The sequence below is a fragment of the Emticicia sp. W12TSBA100-4 genome (assembly GCF_040253585.1).
Taxonomy (GTDB): Bacteria; Bacteroidota; Bacteroidia; order Cytophagales; family Spirosomataceae; genus Emticicia.
Genome location: NZ_JBELAU010000009.1, coordinates 17,705 through 36,125, shown reverse-complemented (window position 1 = coordinate 36,125; position 18,421 = coordinate 17,705). Strand labels below are relative to the sequence as shown.

At 33.9% G+C, this 18,421-nt stretch carries 13 protein-coding genes; 11 read left to right on the top strand and 2 right to left on the bottom strand.

What is annotated here, in order from left to right; all coding sequences use genetic code 11:
* Positions 1-75: 75 nt before the first annotated feature.
* A complete protein-coding gene (locus ABR854_RS14080; protein WP_350266052.1) occupies positions 76-1,971 on the top strand; it encodes a glycosyltransferase family 39 protein in 1,896 nt (631 codons plus the stop codon).
* 65 nt (positions 1,972-2,036) lie between these two features.
* Here the strand turns inward: ABR854_RS14080 and ABR854_RS14075 are convergent, their stop codons facing one another.
* Both ABR854_RS14075 and ABR854_RS14070 read right to left on the bottom strand, forming a co-directional pair.
* Positions 2,037-3,488 carry an APC family permease gene (locus ABR854_RS14075; protein ID WP_350266051.1) on the bottom strand — a complete coding sequence of 484 codons (1,452 nt, stop codon included), beginning with the start codon at positions 3,486-3,488 and terminating at the stop codon, positions 2,037-2,039.
* 113 nt (positions 3,489-3,601) lie between these two features.
* On the bottom strand, positions 3,602-4,666 hold the full coding sequence (locus ABR854_RS14070) for a PorP/SprF family type IX secretion system membrane protein (RefSeq protein ID WP_350266050.1): 1,065 nt from the start codon (positions 4,664-4,666) through the stop codon (positions 3,602-3,604).
* 289 nt (positions 4,667-4,955) lie between these two features.
* Between ABR854_RS14070 and ABR854_RS14065 the strand changes: the two genes are divergently transcribed.
* From ABR854_RS14065 to ABR854_RS14020, 10 genes are all read left to right on the top strand, one after another.
* Positions 4,956-7,667 carry a PKD domain-containing protein gene (locus tag ABR854_RS14065; protein ID WP_350266049.1) on the top strand — a complete coding sequence of 904 codons (2,712 nt, stop codon included), beginning with the start codon at positions 4,956-4,958 and terminating at the stop codon, positions 7,665-7,667.
* 55 nt (positions 7,668-7,722) lie between these two features.
* On the top strand, positions 7,723-8,748 hold the full coding sequence (ruvB, locus tag ABR854_RS14060; protein WP_350266048.1) for a Holliday junction branch migration DNA helicase RuvB: 1,026 nt from the start codon (positions 7,723-7,725) through the stop codon (positions 8,746-8,748).
* A 121-nt stretch (positions 8,749-8,869) separates the two neighbouring features.
* Positions 8,870-9,883, top strand: a complete 1,014-nt coding sequence (pseB, locus tag ABR854_RS14055) for a UDP-N-acetylglucosamine 4,6-dehydratase (inverting) (RefSeq protein WP_350266047.1) — start codon at positions 8,870-8,872, stop codon at positions 9,881-9,883.
* Between the two features lie 183 nt (positions 9,884-10,066).
* Positions 10,067-11,440 carry a phage tail-like protein gene (locus ABR854_RS14050; protein WP_350266046.1) on the top strand — a complete coding sequence of 458 codons (1,374 nt, stop codon included), beginning with the start codon at positions 10,067-10,069 and terminating at the stop codon, positions 11,438-11,440.
* A 106-nt stretch (positions 11,441-11,546) separates the two neighbouring features.
* A complete protein-coding gene (locus ABR854_RS14045; protein WP_350266045.1) occupies positions 11,547-12,500 on the top strand; it encodes an oligosaccharide flippase family protein in 954 nt (317 codons plus the stop codon).
* 273 nt (positions 12,501-12,773) lie between these two features.
* Positions 12,774-14,108: an O-antigen polymerase gene (locus ABR854_RS14040; protein WP_350266044.1), complete on the top strand. Its 1,335-nt coding sequence runs from the start codon at positions 12,774-12,776 to the stop codon at positions 14,106-14,108.
* Positions 14,109-14,116: 8 nt separating this feature from the next.
* Positions 14,117-14,944 carry an FkbM family methyltransferase gene (locus tag ABR854_RS14035; RefSeq protein WP_350266043.1) on the top strand — a complete coding sequence of 276 codons (828 nt, stop codon included), beginning with the start codon at positions 14,117-14,119 and terminating at the stop codon, positions 14,942-14,944.
* Between the two features lie 10 nt (positions 14,945-14,954).
* On the top strand, positions 14,955-15,806 hold the full coding sequence (locus ABR854_RS14030; RefSeq protein ID WP_350266042.1) for an FkbM family methyltransferase: 852 nt from the start codon (positions 14,955-14,957) through the stop codon (positions 15,804-15,806).
* A gap of 10 nt (positions 15,807-15,816) precedes the next feature.
* Positions 15,817-16,905, top strand: coding sequence for a glycosyltransferase family 4 protein (locus ABR854_RS14025; RefSeq protein ID WP_350266041.1), 1,089 nt, complete (start codon positions 15,817-15,819; stop codon positions 16,903-16,905).
* Positions 16,905-18,083, top strand: a complete 1,179-nt coding sequence (locus tag ABR854_RS14020) for a glycosyltransferase (RefSeq protein ID WP_350266040.1) — start codon at positions 16,905-16,907, stop codon at positions 18,081-18,083. Before ABR854_RS14025 ends, ABR854_RS14020 begins: the two co-directional genes overlap by 1 nt.
* The last annotated feature ends 338 nt before the right edge of the window (positions 18,084-18,421 follow it).

Genomic DNA, 18,421 nt, shown 5'->3' with positions numbered 1-18,421 from the left:
TGCTTCTCCCCTATATTTTTATGATTGGCAAAGAAATTGCTATATTCGCAAACGAGAACTCAACCTCATAGAAACATGGCAAAAAATAAACAAAAACCCAAACAGAATCTACCTTCACAAACTTCCAGTACACCACAGACTGCGGCATATTCTGCTTCTAAAACTAACGAAAGTAACTTTTCGTTGAGTCCTACAGTGGTTTATATACTTTTGACTATTGCGGTAATCATTGCTTTTGCGGCAGGTTTCTCGAATGGCTTTGTCAACTGGGATGACCAAATGTATGCTACTGAAAATATAATGATTCAGAATCCAACATTTGCCAATCTCATCAGGCTATTGACTGTAGAATGTGCTTTGAATTATCATCCACTTACGGTGGCTTCGCTTTGGCTCAATTCTGCTCTGTTTGGCAAAGCTTCAACATCTTTTATTGTTGTCAATACACTTATACATTTGGTCAATACGTTTCTGATTTTCCGTTTTTCACAACAACTCACTCGCAATAATACTTTGGTGAGTTTTCTGGTGGCTCTTTTTTGGGGAATTCACCCGATGCACGTTGAGTCAGTTACGTGGGTTTCGGAGCGTAAAGACGTTCTTTACACGCTTTTCTTTTTCTTGGCTTGTATTCAATACGTAAAATATTTGGAGAAAAACGAGCGAAAAATGTTAATTCTTTGCTTTGTTTACTTTGTTTTATCGTGTTTATCAAAAGCAATGGCGGTAGTTTTACCTTTGGTTTTATTACTGATAGATTATTGGTTTGATAAAGGTTTCTTGACGGTTAAAAATATCACTACAAAAATACCTTTTTTCATTGTCGCTTTATTATTTGGTGCTTTGGCTGTACACGTACAAGGCGGCGGTGATTTAGGCGGAAGACTCGAAAAAATGACCTTGGATGTTGCCCTAAGCGATGCTCTTACTTTGGGTGATAGAATCAAATTTGGTTTTTATGGCTTCTTGGTATATATCTTCAAATTATTTATTCCAATTAACCAGCATAATTTCTATGCGTATCCAAGTCCTGACAAATACGGTGCTATTCAATACGTAACAGCACCGATTTGGGCTTTATTGATTTTGGGAGGAGCGGCGTTTTTCTTCCGCAGAAAAAAAGAAATCTTCTTCGGAATCATGTTCTTTTTCTTTACTATCGTTTTGGTACTTCAATTCCTTTCGGTTGGTGGGGCTATTTTAGCTGAGCGTTATACCTATATTCCTTATTTTGGAATCATATTTTCAGTTTTTTACTTTCTGAATGAGAAAGTAGCATCTAAAAATCTTTTGCTTTACGGCAGTTTGGCGATTGCTCCAGTTTTTATGTATTTGACATACAAACAAACACTTACTTATAAAGATACAGGTACATTATTTGCTAATTCTTACAAATATGAGCCTGAATCGCCCGTTGTTAACGAAAACCTCGCCAATCATTTCGGGCGTTCGGGCGAAATCGATCAAGTGATACGTTATGGAGAATATGCGGCCTCGAAAGGCGTTCAATCTTATGCTTTGATGGGTGCTTTAGCCAATGCTTACTATTTAAAAGGAAATATGCCAAAGGCATTAGAACTTTACCAAAAAAGCATTGATAATTCGCCTAATCACAGAAAATTCGTAGCATATTACAACCGAGGAATTGCCAATCGTGATGCTGGAAATTTCTTGCAATCGGCTGAAGATTTCACTAAAGCAATGGAACTTGGGCAAAACAAAAATGCTTATTTGGGTCTTAGAGCATTTGCGAATCTGAAAGCCAATAAATTTAAAGAAGCCTACGATGATTATTCAACAATGATAAACCTCGGTATTGCGGTCGATACGGCATATAATGATCGTGCAGTGGCCAGATACAGTTTGGGTGATACCCAAGGTGCTATCAAGGATTTAAAAGAGGTAATGAAGCGAAATCCGAATTATAAAGATGCTCGTGATAATCTAACTAAGCTGGGCGTTCAGCCATAAAAAATAAGCTATAACAAAAAAGGCTTCTGAATTTTCAGAAGCCTTTTTTGTTTGGAAAAGAATATTTATCCTTTATTATTTAGATTACTCTTTCTTTGGCTATACAAGAAGTAAACAACAATACCGAGTGTACTCCAAATCAAGAAAGCGTACCAAGTATCAGTACGAAGACGTGACATCAAGAATAAATTAAACAAAACACCCATCGGAGCTACAAACCAAATCAATGGAGCTTTATATGGGCGTTCGATATTTGGTTGTTGATAGCGAAGCAGTAACACCGCTCCCGAAATCATGGCGAATGCCAACAAAGTACCAGCCGAACACATTTCAGAAACTTTATCAATTGGAGTAACTGCCGAAACAATCGAAACAATGAAACCAACTAATAATGTGCTTTTCCAAGGTGTTTTGAATGTTGGGTGAATCTCTTTGAAGAAATTTGGTAATAAACCATCTTTCGCCATTCCTAAGAAAATACGAGTTTGACCAAGCATCATCACGAGCATTACTGAAGTAAGACCAGCTACCGCAGCCAATGTAATGATAAATACCGCCCAAGGAAGACCAGCATCAGCAAAAGCCGAAGCAACAGGAGCTTTCAAATCAAGCGTATCGTATTTTACCATGCCCGTAAGTACCAATGAAACCAAGATGTATAGTACAGTACAGATGATTAATGATGCAACGATAGCGAAAGGTACATCTTTACGAGGATTAATGGCTTCACCAGCTTGCGTAGAAACTGCATCAAAACCAATATAAGCAAAGAATACGATTGTTGCAGCTGTAATTACACCATCCCAACCAAATGTGGTAGTGCCATCAGCAGCTGTAACCGTATCAGGAATAAATGGAGTCCAGTTTTCAACTTTTACATAGAATGCACCAACCAAAATCACGAAAATAACAACGCTCAATTTAACGATTACGATGATGTTATTGGTTTTGGCAGATTCTTGAATACCTCTAACCAAAATCGAAGTAACTATCCATGTAATAAAGAACGCTGCAATATTAAAAGCAGGCGTTGGGCCACCAAGACCAAGCTTTTCACCAGCGGTGTATGGGTCATTCATTAGGGTTACTGGTAGCTCTATACCAAATAGGTGCAGAAACTTCTCAAAATACCCTGACCATGCAACCGCCACGGTTGTTGCACCCATCATGTATTCCAAAATAAGATTCCAACCGATAATCCAAGCAAAGAATTCTCCAACTGTACCATAAGAATAAGCATAAGCAGAGCCTTCAACTGGTAAAATTGAAGCAAATTCACTATAACAAAGAGAAGCAAACGTACAACCAATGGCCGCAATGATAAAAGCAATTGCCAATGCTGGACCAGCAAAATTATGAGCAGCGATACCTGTTAAAGTAAAGATACCACCACCAATGATTGCACCAATACCGAGCGATGTAAGCCCCCACTTAGTAAGAACTCGTTTAAGTTCTGATTTCTTCATATCAGCTTCGTAAGCTGCCATGGGCTTTTTACGCCAAATACTTTTTTCCATAAAATTTTAGGGTTTGTTTTTAGAATGTTTTACGAATTATATTGCAATATAAAACAAAAAAGGCTTGGTAAACCAAACCTTTAAGGCAAAATGCAAAATATTGTTTTAAAAAATCAAAATTTTGGGCATGATAGTTCTTTTTTATTTCTTCTTTGGCGTGGACTATTTCTTTCGAGAGGCTCTAATTGATATGCAATAGAAATCTCATGTGAACCACCCGTGGCGAAACCTAAACTCGAAATCGTGACATCATAACTGTAACCAATCGAAAAACTTTCTTGACGGTATCCCAGCAAGAAAACTATTGCATCGTGGTTAGTACGAGTAATATTTTGCTTTTTTATCGGAATACCTCTATACCAAAGTCCAGCAGTAAGAGAAGAGTATGTTCCATAAAAACCCACATCTAATTGGTCAAATTTTCCTTGTCTTTTATACAAAAATGCAGGCGAAAGTGAAAATTCTTTGTCAGCATTAGCTGCACCCGAATATGGATTTTCCAATGGAATCTTCAAACCACCACTCACACTTAGTTTGCGAGGTAAACAATCACCAGTTGGACAGCCTACAATCGGGCTATTTGTACCTACATTCGTAAATGTGTAAGTAGGACGGTTAATGTGGTGCATCGAAACTCCAAGCCAGGTTTTGCTATTATAGAATAGTGCACCAGCACTAAAGTCAATAAATTTGATAGGAGCAGTATTGTTTACAATTGGGTCGGTAGTAACACTACCAGCTGTAAAGCCTCGATTGGTATATTGGTCGCCAAATGTAAGACCCAAATAATCTAAACTCTTGTTAGAATAGGTAGCTTGAGCACCCAGACGTAAAAAGTTTTCTTCACCTAATTGAATTTGATATGAGTATAGACCGCTAATTTCATTACTTTTCAATCGACCAGGGCCTTGAGAGTCATTGACCATCATAACACCGATACCACTATTGAGTTTTTCTATATAATGGTCAACCGAAAAAGCCGACGTAATAAAGTTGGCATTAATCGAAGGCCATTGGTTTCTATAGTTAGCAATCAGGCGTGGTGCATATGCACTTCCTGCAAATGCAGGATTCTGATATAAGGGTGCCGCATAAAATTGCGAAAATTGAGCGTCTTGTGCCATACTATTCCAGCAGACCAAAGACAAAAGGAGAATTCCTAAATAAAGTTTTTTCATTGCCTAAATTAAAAGCATAACAATGTGATATTTATAAGCAAATTTCATTCCAAATAGACGCTAAGTAATTATTAAACGGATTTAGTGGCTTGTTATGTATTTTTTGTAACGATTGTTTGTAAAAATACGTCTTTGTAGTAGAATTGGTGTTATTATTGTTCGATTTTTTGATGGTATCTTTTATTTTAGTCCGAAAGTTTCAAATAAAAGAATTTCAAATGTCGTTTAATTTATAAAACCTCTTGTATGGTTTATGTGTTTATCTAAGTAGCCTAACAATTAACGAATTATGAAAGGTCGTATTGGCAATATCCTTAGGAATTTCTTGCTGATTGCCGCATTTACCTATATTTCTTTCGATTCTGTCGCTCAGTTTTATGTAGGAGGCAAGCTTTGTGTTGGTTCTGCGGCACCAACCACACCTCCTATGGGTTCGCCAGCCACTGCCACTACCGATTGTAGCGAACCAACTATATTCTTTGATGAAAATAAAGCCACAACTGCTTGGTTTTGGGATTTTGGTGACCCAAATACAACTTCAGATATATCAACTATTCGTAATCCTAAATATTTTTATTCAACTCCAGGACAATACACTGTTACACTTACTCGGACAGTAGGAGCTGTTGTACAGGCACCTGTGACCCGAACCATAACTATCAGTTCGCCACCTGAACAACCCCTGTTTTTTGGAAAACCCAAAGCAGATACAACTATTTGTGATGGAAAAACACTAAAACTTGACCCCTACAGATTGAAAGCTTCTCCACCTGGTGCAACGTTTTTATGGTTTCCGAAAGGACAAACCACCCAAACTATTGATGTTGACTCAACTGGGTGTTACTCGGTAGAAGTATTTGACCCAACTGGAGGCTGTTCTCGGATAGCTCAAATCAATGTAAAGTTTTGCTTGCAAGAAGCAAGTAGTGGTGGTGGTGAAAAATGGTATTTTGGACAAGGTGCAACGCTTGATTTTGAGGCGAATACAGGACCGCCTATTCCCAGAGATACCTTGGCAAGTAATGGTGATTTATTTGGCGAAGCCGAACCTAATGATCCAATCTACGTGCCACTTGATGCAACAGAAAGTAATCCTATTCGTTCGCCAGAAGGGGTTGCGATGGTTTATGGTCCTACGGGTTCGTTGGTATTTTACACCGATGGTGCTGCTATTTACGGAAGTGATGATGAACTATTGCCCGCTGTTCCGCCCCTTACCGATAGTAACTTAGGAGGAACAAATACTGCTACCCAGTCGGCAGTTATTATACCAAAGGGAAGTTGTAATGAGTGTCCTCATCATCTTTATTATGTCTATACTATTAATAAAGACACGGGCTTACTTTCATACAGTGTTGTAGATACCCGACGGAATAACGGAAAAGGGGCAGTAGTTGAGAAAAATGTGCCTGTGAATATTCAGACCTCACAACGAATTACGGCCGTTAAAAATGCTGATGAAACAGGTTTCTTTGTTTATTCACACGATGCTGGTACAAATACTTTCAGAATTCTAAAAGTAGATTCAACAGGCACTAAAGAAATAACTCAAAATTTGGGTTTGGTACATGATGATGTCAACAGTCAAAAAGGGTATATGCGTGTTTCGCCTACGGGGGCTAAACTTGCAGTTGCAGTATCAAAAGGTGGAAAAAACTATGTGGAAGTATTCAATATTGATAAAGCAACAGGAGAGTTACAAGCTCCACCACTTACGATTGATTTGGGAGTGGCAGCTCCGCCCTATGTATATGGGGTCGAATTTTCGGAAGACGAAGAAAAGCTTTATGTTACGTTAAGAGGTGACCCCAGTTTGAGTGAGACTTCATATCTCTATCAGTTAAATCTCAATTTAATGAATCCCGTTGAGATTGCAAGTAAAAAGATAGAAATTGATAAATCAAGTATCTTTGCTTTCGGGGCATTGCAGCGGGGGCCAATAAGTGGTATGGGTGAAAAATTTATTTACATGGCGATAGATGGCAGTAGATATATCCCCTATATCCAAAACCCAAGTATAAATGGAGACCCAACAAAAACGCAAAAGGAAAATGCTGCTTTAGTGGGTTATCAAGCTGTGAGTGGTTTGGGTGCTGCAGATGTTTTGGGCAATAGTGGCTTAGGTTTTCCAAATGTTATTCAAGCCAAACAAAACCAAGAAGGAGAAGGCTTGAGTGCAACCTATGAAGGGAACTGCCAAAACCAGCCAACAACTTTCAAAACCCAAGGAATATGCAGCCCCATGAAAGGAGAGGCTGCATGGGACTTTGGCGATGGAAGTACAGGCACTGGACTGGAAACATCACACACCTATACTAAAGCAGGTCGATACGTAGTAAAACTTACCCTTTCTGTTTATTCTGAAACGGTGGTAAGTAAAAATGTAAACATTCCTTTATTGAATAATTTACTTGGCAATGCTTTAAAAGAAAAATGTAATGATTTTGTGGTTGTTGATACAATCTATATTAAACCATCGCCAGTGGTTAATTTGCCAGATGAGGCATTTGTTTGTGTAATAGAAGGACAAACGCTACAACTTGATCCAAAATTACAGCAAGCTTTTAATCCAGGATATTTGTGGAGACCAACAAATGAAACAACCCCAACAATTGTAGTAGGTGCAACGGGTAATTATTCATTAATTGCTACTAATCGCTTCGCAAATAGTACAACCTGTGCCACTTCAGATAGAATTGAAATTAAAGAAGGATGTGAGCCACGTTTGTTCGTTCCTGAAATCTTTACAGCAAATAAAGATGGTATCAACGATATTTTACAGATACCTAATGCCCATATAACAGACTTTGACTTACGCATTTATAATCGTTGGGGAGAAATTATATTTGAATCTAATGACCCCGAAAAAATCTGGGACGGAAGCTATAACGGGCGAGTTATTGCCCCAATGATGTATGCTTTCGTTGTAAGCTATAAAAGTTTATATTTTCCGAATAGAGAAAAAATTACTCGTCGTGGAGGAATATTTTTGGTGAATTAATTCGTCAAAGTTCGTATATTTGAACTTTTAAAAAAATATTTCTTTCCTCAATTTCATGCGACAAGACTACATTACTGGCGATGGCGAAGCTCTTTCTCCCATAGAAAAGGAGATTGAAAAGGCATTACGGCCGCTTTCTTTCGATGACTTTACGGGGCAAGATAAGATTTTAGAAAATCTGAAAATATTTGTTCTTGCTGCCAAACAACGTAAAGAAGCACTTGACCATGTACTACTTCACGGCCCCCCAGGGCTTGGGAAAACTACACTTTCAAATATTATTTCTAATGAATTAGGAGCAAATATTAAAATCACATCGGGTCCAGTACTTGATAAACCCAGTGATTTAGCAGGGCTTCTAACAAACTTAGAGCCTTTTGATGTCCTTTTCATTGATGAAATACATCGACTCAATCCTATTGTAGAAGAATATTTATATTCGGCAATGGAAGACTACAAGATTGATATCATGCTTGATTCTGGCCCCAATGCCCGAAGCGTGCAGATTGGACTAAATCCATTTACTTTAATTGGTGCTACAACCCGTTCGGGGCTTCTTACATCTCCACTTCGTGCAAGATTTGGAATCAATTCTCGCTTAGAGTATTATGATGCAGTTTTACTAACAAAAATTGTCAAACGTTCAGCCTTTATTTTAAATATGCCTATCGAAGACGAGGGAGCTTATGAAATAGCCCGTCGTAGTCGAGGTACGCCACGTATAGCCAATAATCTGTTGCGTCGAACCAGAGATTTCGCTCAAGTAAAAGGAGATGGAAAAATAACGATTGCTATTGCAGAGATGGCATTAACAGCCCTTGATGTTGACCAAGATGGCCTTGATGAAATGGATAATCGAATTTTGATGACAATCATCGAAAAATTTAAAGGAGGGCCTGTTGGATTATCAACCATAGCGACAGCAGTAGGCGAAGAAGCCGAAACGATTGAAGAAGTTTATGAACCTTTTTTGATTCAAGAGGGCTATCTAAAGCGTACGGCAAGAGGTCGTGAAGCCACTGAAAAAGCTTATAAGCACTTGAATATTTTGCCTAAGTATCGGATGGGGGAATTGTTTTAGAACTTCACCGTAGGATCAATTTTTGGGATAGATACCTTTACTTAGCAAAAAAGAAGTATTTTTGTGAAAAAATGACGAAGTATTGTTCTAAGTAATAATACTTAAATAATAATGTTTCTTTATGGCATTTACATTAAAAGATAAATCAATCCTTATCACAGGTGGCACAGGGTCTTTAGGAAAGGCTTTGACCAAGCATATAATAAATAGCTTTCCTGAAGTAAGAAGAATAATTATATTCTCAAGAGACGAGCAGAAACAATTTCAGATGGCTCAAGAATATCCTGAAAGTAAATATCCTCAAATGAGGTATTTTATTGGCGATGTTCGTGACTTTGAACGAGTAAAAAGAGCATTAAAAGGGGTTGATTTCGTAATTCATGCGGCCGCAATGAAGCATGTGCCTATTGCAGAGTACAACCCAATGGAATGTGTGAAGACAAATATACTTGGTGCAGAAAATGTTATTAACGCCTGTCTTGAAACAAGTGTAGAGCGAGTTGTTGCATTATCTACGGATAAAGCCGCTGCACCTATTAACCTATATGGAGCTACGAAACTGGCTTCTGATAAATTATTTGTTGCAGCAAATAACATTACAGGCTGGAATCCGATAAGATTTTCTGTTGTACGCTATGGAAATGTAATGGGGTCTAATGGTTCAGTTATTCCTTTTTTTATTAATAGAGTAAAGGATGGTATTTTACCTATTACTGACCCCAATATGACTCGCTTTAATATATCTTTGAAAGGAGGAGTTGATATGGTCATGCACGCACTGGAGCATGCTTGGGGTGGAGAAATTTTTGTGCCTAAAATACCTTCATACAGAATTACCGATATTGCCGAAGCAATCGGTCCAGATTGTGAAAAACCAGTTGTGGGTATCAGACCAGGTGAAAAAATCCACGAAGAAATGATAACTGCTTCTGATTCGTATTATACGTATGACCTGGGGAAATATTATACAATTCTTCCTGCAACACATAAATGGAATTTAGAAGAGTTTATTTTAGCATTCAATGCTAAGAAGGTTTCAGAGGGCTTTAGTTATAGTTCAGGAAATAATTCGGAGTGGGAAAGCGTAGAAAGTTTAAAGAGTCTTATAAAAGCTCATGTGACATCGGAGATGTGAGTTTAGTAAAGCCAAAGAATTGACTTTATATGCTACTCCTATTACTTTTTAGCAGATTTATGCAGGAAATGTACGCATACCATTAAATAAAAAATACTAAAATTGTTTTTTAATCAAAAATGCAACACATATCTTTGATTCAAGGAACTAAAAAAATATTTAAATAAATAAATTTTGGAAACTATGAAATCAAAAATTTTACTCTCTCTTGCCTTATCAATAAGCGTTATGGGAGCATTCGCACAGAAAGATAATGTGGGTATTGGTACTACCAAGCCTGACCAATCAGCGGCACTTGAAATTTCTTCGAGCAATAAAGGTTTATTGACTCCAAGAATGAGTTTACAGCAACGTAATGCTATTCAAAATCCTGCTCAAGGTTTGATGGTTTATCAAACCGATATGTTATCTGGATTCTATTTTTATGATGGAAAAGAATGGAAATCTATGGCATCAGAAACAGGTGCAAAATCGGTGGCTGACGCTAATAACTGGGGTTTGACTGGAAATGCCGCTGCTGCAACTGATTTTGTTGGAACCACTAATAATGTTTCGTTAAAGTTTAAGGTTAATTCAGTTAATTCGGGTTTAATAGATGGAAATACCCAAGTAACTAATTTTGGTTATGGTGCGGGTGGTTTAGTACCAGTAGCCACACAATTTAATACATCTTATGGTTACTTAGCTATGTACGGAAGTGCTGCAACAACTGGTACTAACAACGTCGCCATAGGACGACAAACATTATTTTCGAACACAACAGGGTCAGCTAATGCAGCAATTGGGTCGAATGCGTTACTTTCAAATACCACTGGTAACAATAATATGGCATTTGGTGGTTTAGCGATGCAAAATAACACAACAGGTATAAATAACGTAGCGGTAGGTTCGCAAGCATTATTCACAAATACAGCTGGTAACTTCAATATTGGAATAGGAACAAATGCCCTAAGCCAAAAAGGTGCTGGTGACAATAACGTAGCAATTGGAAGCGGTGTATTAAATGGTTTAACAAGTGGTAATCAAAATACCGCTGTTGGAAGTAATGCGGGGGAACTTGCGACAACAGGAAGTGGGAATATTTTCTTAGGATACCAAGCTGGTAGAAGTGAAACAGGAAGTAATACTCTTTATATTGCTAACACATCAACAGCAACTCCTCTCATTTATGGAGACCTTACAACAAATTTTTTAGCTGTTGGTCAAGTAGCCGTTGCAGATAGAGCAGCTGCAACTTCTGGGGGATATAAGTTATTAGTGAAAGGTGGATTATTAACAGAAAAAATTAAGGTCGCCGTGGCAGGAACGGCAGATTGGGCTGACTATGTCTTTGAGCCATCTTACAAATTGATGCCTTTGGATAAAGTGGAGTCCTTTGTAAAAGAAAATAAGCATTTGCCAAATGTTCCTTCAGCTGAAGAAATGGCTAAGAATGGGTTAGATATAGGTAAAAATTCTGCTAAAATGATGGAAAAAATTGAAGAATTGACGCTTTATGTGATTGAATTAAAAAAAGAAATAGATTTGCTAAAGAAAAAAGAATCTGATAATAAGTAATAAATATTAATACTTTATAATTTCTATTTGTTATATATAGCTAATAAAAAGACTACTTATTTCTGTAAATAGTAGTCTTTTTATTTTTAAATAATTCACTACAAGTTTGAAACAAAATAAAATATATTACAGTTTTATAGGGTCTGCTTTCTTTCAGATTCTTAATTTCATCCTACCACTTATTATTATACCATTTGTTCTGAAAAAAATTGGTGTTGAAAAATATGGTATTATCGTCATTTTTCAAGCAACAACTAATTATTTAGGCTTATTAATTGACTACTCATTTAATATTGTTCAGGTAAGAAGTATAGTAGGTGTTGTAAATGATATTAAAACAACAAAAAAACAACTGGTTGATGCGTTGGCTTTTAGACTCTACTTATCATTACTTGCTTGCATTTTCGTCTTCATTTTAGCTCTAATAAATCCTTTCGACGGATTTACACATAAGTTATATCTCGCTTTTTTTATATGGATAATCGGACAGTGTATTATTTTCTCTTGGTTTTTACAGGCTATCAATAGTCTTGTTATATATAGCATCTTAAGCTTCATTTCAAAATTGTTATATGCTATTCAAATATGGCTTTTTGTTAATAACTCTGCTGATTATGAAAATATATGTTTATTTTGGGCTACGAGTAATTTTTTATTAGGTTTGGGTATAATTTTTTATATACAAAAATTATATAAATTTACTTTTAGTGATTTTAATTCCATCAACTTTAATCTTCTTAAGTTTAAAAATAGCCTAATCGAAGGAAAAGATGTTTTCGTCTCTAACTCACTCAACGGTATTAGTATCAACACAAATGTTTTTATACTCAATTTATTTGTTGGTCACGAAATTGTAGGTCAATACAGCATAATTGAGAAATTAGGTTTAATAGTAAAACATTTTATTACCGTATTTCATCAAGTTACATTTCCTAATTTTTGTAAAGTGATAGACGATAAGCAAATACTAAAGAAATTTATAATAAAAAATCACTTACCACTTATAATATTTACTTTTACTATTGGTGTGGGTGTTTTTTTTTGTCAGATAAGATCATAGGTTTTTTTATTAATAAAGATGATGTTGTTACAAAGGGATTAAGATATTATATTATTATACCTATATTTTATTCTGTTTCCATCTCCTTTTTTCAATGGTTATACTCGATTCAGTTAGACATAAAGGTAAGAAATGCACAGGTTATAGCTATTGTAACAGGGTTATTATTGAACTTAATACTTTCACAACAGTTTTCTTTTCTTGGGACAATAGTAGGAAGTATATTTGCAGAATTTTTATTACTTTTTTTACTTTGTGTTTATGCTCTAAAAAATGGTTTTAAGTTTAATAAATAAATTTATTGTTATTATAGTAAAGATTCTATTTTTATTATTGATACTGCTTTTCTTTCAATTATTAATAATAGACATATCGGCATGGATTCTTGTATCTTCAATACTTTTTGTTTTACTATTAGATTTTTCAAAACCACTTCTTTTTAAGAACTTTTTTCTCTTTTATACATTCCTTTTCTTTATCATTTCAGGCGAATTCTATTTCTCTGAAGAAAAATCTTTTCTTTTAGACTTTTTTGTTTGTGTTACCTTTTTTATGTTAGGCTACAAACTTGTTCTGCTAAAAGAGCAAAAAGAGACCTATAATAATATATATCTTAATTATGATAGTCTATTTTATATAGCCTATGTTTTAAATATCGGCCTAATTCTTTATAAAATATTCTTGGTTGGTTTTTCTGGATATTTAGGAGGAGACTTTTTTGTTTTAAGTAAAGACTCGTATGGTACAAGAGATAATGGCATGGGTTTCTATACGATTATCAAAAACTTTGTGGAAATCTACTCGCTTTCATTGGTCATTTTGCACCAATATGCTATCTTTGTGAAAAAAAGGCATGCAAATTACCTGCCTTTTATAATTTTATTGTTAATAGTTCCGATGTTATCATTAGAACGTTTTCGATTAGTGCAAGGAATTATAATGGGTTTACTAATTTTTTCTTTGGCAAATGACAAAAGAGGGGAATTTAAGCTAAAACATTTTATAATACTATTAATAAGTATAATTACAATTGTTTTCTCAGCAATTTCAATAAATAGTATTAGAAGTAAAGGGTTTTATGGTGAAAATCAATCAGAGAGCAGTAATCCAGAATTTGCATTTCAAATTTTGGGAGAACTCAATAATACATTCATATACAAAGAAATTAAGGATGGTCTGAAATCAGGCAAATATTCTTATCAATATGGAAGAACTTTACTTCTCCCATTAGCCCTTAAAATTGCACCAAGATCTTTTTTCCCAGAAAAACCATTAAATACTGGTGGAGAAATATCAAAAAGCCTTGATCTTATTAGCTTTGAAAATGGATTTATGATCCCCTCTGCTATTTATGGTGATTTGTATTATAATTTTGGTTATTTTGGATTGGCTATAGGGTGTTTATTATTAGGCTATATCTCCAATGTATTGGATAGTGGTATTATTAATGGCAGTAAAGGTAAAGTTGTAATATCAGTTTTTGTGATGAACTATCACTTTTACAGTTTTTTGAGAAATGATATTTCAAATAGTGTTTCACTAATCATTTTTACATTTATCGTTATTTATTTTCTTAAAAATATTAATAAAATAAAAATTATTATATAACTAATTATATGATTTGGATTAAAAGAATAATTTTACAGTTTATATCCACAATAAAGAAGTTTATTCTTGGAAAATTTGCAGAAGCAATACTTTATAAAGATAAAAGTAATTTCTTTTATTTGGTTGATGTAGATGATATGGTGGTTGGGAGAAAGTTAGCATATGATGGTATCAATGAAAGTCAGATGATACAAGATGTTAATGGTTTTATCAATGAACAATCTACTGTAGTAATTCTTGGAACGCATGTAGGTACTTTGTTGATACCTTTATCTACAAAAGTAAAAAGCATTTATGGTTTTGAAGCTAATCCAACAACATTCAAACTATTAGAAATGAATTTACTTTTAAATAACATTAAAAATGCACAGATCTATAATGTTGCTATTGGTAATAAAAGTGGGCAAATTGACTTTTATGCTAATAAATTAAATTCCGGAGGAAGTAAGATAAAACCTGAAAATGACTCGTTTTATAAGAGATTTGATTTGCCAAATACGATTCAAGTCGAGGTAACCCCTCTTGATAGCTATTTTCATAAATACGAAACAATAGATCTATTACTTGTTGACATTGAAGGGGGAGAATATAACGCTCTTAAAGGGATGACGAATACACTTAAAAAAGTTAGTGTATTACAAATTGAGTATGTGCCAAGACACCTAAAATATATTTCAAACGTCGATAATAAAGAGTTCTTCTCTTTAATTATGCCTTATTTCAAACGTTTTAAAATAGTTGATAGTTTACCAGTATACGATATTGACCAAATATTTGGAATATTAGACTCTTATTGGAAAAATAATTTGGGCTGTGATATAATATTTTTTAAATAAATAAAACAAAATGATGGGTATTATTGGAAGATTTAAACTTTTATATTATTACGTTTTTTACAAGGAATGCAGAAAAAACACAACTTTAAATGATTTATTTTGGCATTTTTCTCTGAGTAAATGTGAAGATCTGGTTAAAGATTATGCTGTATTTATTAGCAAAGATGATAAATACACTCATTATTCTATAAACGGTATAGAAGGCGAATTTAAATATCCTAATAGTGTACCATATCATAATTTTGCCCAAGTCGTTGCTGAAGGAATGTTGAAAAAACACTGGCATTATTATGAGATAGATAAAACAAGAGTTTTAGATGGAGACATTGTGGTCGATTGTGGTAGTGCAGAAGGCTTCTTTGCTTTTAAAAATAAGAAAAAAGCGGGAAAAATATACTTGATAGAGCCATTACCAGTATTTTGTGATAGTCTAAAAGCAAACTTTGATAATTATGAAAATATTCAAATTTGTAACGTTGCTTTGGGGAGCGAGAGCGGTACTGCAATAATAGAACTAAATGAGCAATCACCAATTGCATCAAAAATTTTTGTAGATGCAACTATAACAGATAAATCCAAACAAATACCCCTCCAAACCATTGACTCGCTATTTGTAGAAAAAAACATTAAAATTGATTATTTAAAAGCTGATTTAGAGGGTTTTGAAGAAAGTATGATTAGAGGTGCGATTAAAACCATTGTTGACTCAAAACCTAAAATTGCAATTACGACTTACCATAAGGGTCAAAATGCCAAAATTCTTATTGATTTAATAAAAAGTCACGTACCCGAATATAATTATATCCTAAAAGGTATAGAATCGTTTGAAGGAAAACCTGTTATGCTTCACATGTGGGTTTAAGAAAAATGTTATGAGAATAGGAATTGATGCACGATTTGCTTTGAATGAAAGAAGAGGAATAGGTAAATATGTACTTAATTTAGTGCATTATTTATCTAAATTTGATACTAAAAATGATTATTATCTTTATGTTGATAATTTTAAAGGGCATGAATGCTTCCCAAAAGTCCCAAATTTTCATATAAAAGTTGTTGGGGGAAATTACTTCCTATGGGAACAAATAAAATTACCTTTTATTCTCTTAAATGATAATATTGATATTTATCACGGAACGGGTAATACAATACCATTGTTGTATTTTGGTAAAACTAAGTTCGTCGTTACGATTCATGATGTAATGTTTTTTAGGAAAAACACTTCTGGTAATTTATATCAAAAAATTGGAAAGTTGTACAGACAATTATTTGTTCCACTATCTGCATGGAAATCAAAGAAAATTATTACGGTATCATCTTTCTCAAAGGAAGATATTTCTAAAACTTTGAATATTAGTAAAAACAAGATATGCGTAACATGGCAGAGTATTGATGATCTATTCTTAAATAATGAGATTTTAGCAAAGAAGTTTAATTTTGAATATCTTTTTGCTCTTGGAGCGGAAGATATTAGAAAAAACTCTTTATTAATAATTGAAGCCTTTTTTGAAATCAGGAAAAAATATAATTTAAAGCTTATTTATGCAGGATTTAAAAATTTTAAGCAATCTTCTACATATAGGTTTGCTGAAGAAAAAAATATTTTAAATTCTATCATTTTTTTGGAATATATCAATGATTTAGAGTTAGTATCCTACTATAAAGGAGCAAAAATATTTTTATATCCCTCTACTTATGAGGGATTTGGAGTTCCCCCCTTAGAGTCGATGTCATGTGGTACACCAGTTATTACTTCGAATATAACTTCAATTCCAGAAATTTGTGAAGATGCGGTTAAATACATCTTTTCATTTGATAAACATGAGCTTGCTAAAGTCTGTTCCGAATTATTAGACAATCCTAATGAGCAGTCTCAACTAATAAATAATGGTCGTGAGAGATTAAAAAAATTTTCTTGGGCAGAAATGGCAGGTGAAACACTTGCTATTTATAATTCTTTGTAATGAAACTTTTATATATAACCCCCCTAATACCATATCCTGCATATAAAGGTCATCAGATAACAGCTTTAAGTAGAATTAAAGAATTATCGAAAAAGCATGATATTACCCTATTATGTTTTTATTCAAATGAAAAAGAACTAAAAGATAGTGTGCAGTATTTGAAGAAATACTGTAGTGAAGTCATTCACATTCGTTTTTCTATTTTAGAGGGTATTTGGAATATCCTAAAGGGAGTTGTATTTTCTGAATTACCATTACAAGTGCTTTTTTATAAGTCAGTAGCATTTCAAAATCAATTGAAATCATTGTTAATAAACAATACTTTTACAATAGTACACCTTAATTGTTTACGATTAGTTAATTATGTTGAAATAATAAAACCTGATATTCCATTAATAATTGATTTGATAGATTCATATACCCTTAATATCTCCCGAAGAATTACTAAAGAAGTTTTTCCATTAAATGTCATCTTCTATTTTGAACTTAGTCGAGTTAGGAAATATGAACAAAAAATTACAGTTATGTTTCCGAATATTCTTGTTGCAGGAGAAGAAGATAAAAAAGCAATTTCTCATAACAACAAAATAAAGGTGATTCCACTTGGGGTTGACAGTTCGTTTTTTACCCGGACTAAACCATTGCAATTTAATAAAAGAATACTTTTTTCTGGGAATATGGGGTATAAACCCAATATTGATGCAATTGAGTGGTTTATCGAAAACTGTTGGTTACAAATACAAAAAGAAGTACCTAACTCAATGTTAATAGTTGCAGGAGCAAATCCTACAAAAGGCATATTAAAGTTTAACAATGTTAATAACATAAAAATACTTGGAAAGGTAGATTCTATGGTTGAAGTAATGAATGATGTTCAAGTTGCTATTGCTCCAATGCAAATTGGCTCTGGGATGCAAAATAAAATACTGGAAGCCATGTCTTGTGGACTACCTATCGTAAGCACAAAATTAGGAATTGGGTCAATTAAAATAAGTGAGATTGAAAGAGAGGTAGTAGCTAACGTTCCATCTGAGTTTAGCAAAAAATGTGTCCATTTATTGAATAATTTAACTTTGTGTAATGAGCTAGGTGCTATAGGGAAGGATATTATTAAAAATAAATATAGTATTGAATCTCATTGTTTTGATCTTGAGGTCTTTTACAAACAAGCCATTTAAAAGTTTAAAGATCTCTAATAACATATAGATAAACACATTTTTCCAAATATAATTCGATACCTACATTTTATTGATTTAATTTATGAAGAACAATTAATTTGACGATATTTTGCAACATAGCTATAAAATTTACATATATTCCTACTATTAGGAATAATGTTTGTATTCATGAGGTATGTTTTGCAGACAAGAAAATAATAAACTGAGTATTCTTTCGATTCTGTTATTACTTTTTTATCCGCTCTTTTTAAAAATTATGAAACAATTGATAAATTTGTAAGTATTTTACAAAATAGTTTCTTTTATAGGTTTGTTAGACTAAATTTAAAATAATCTGT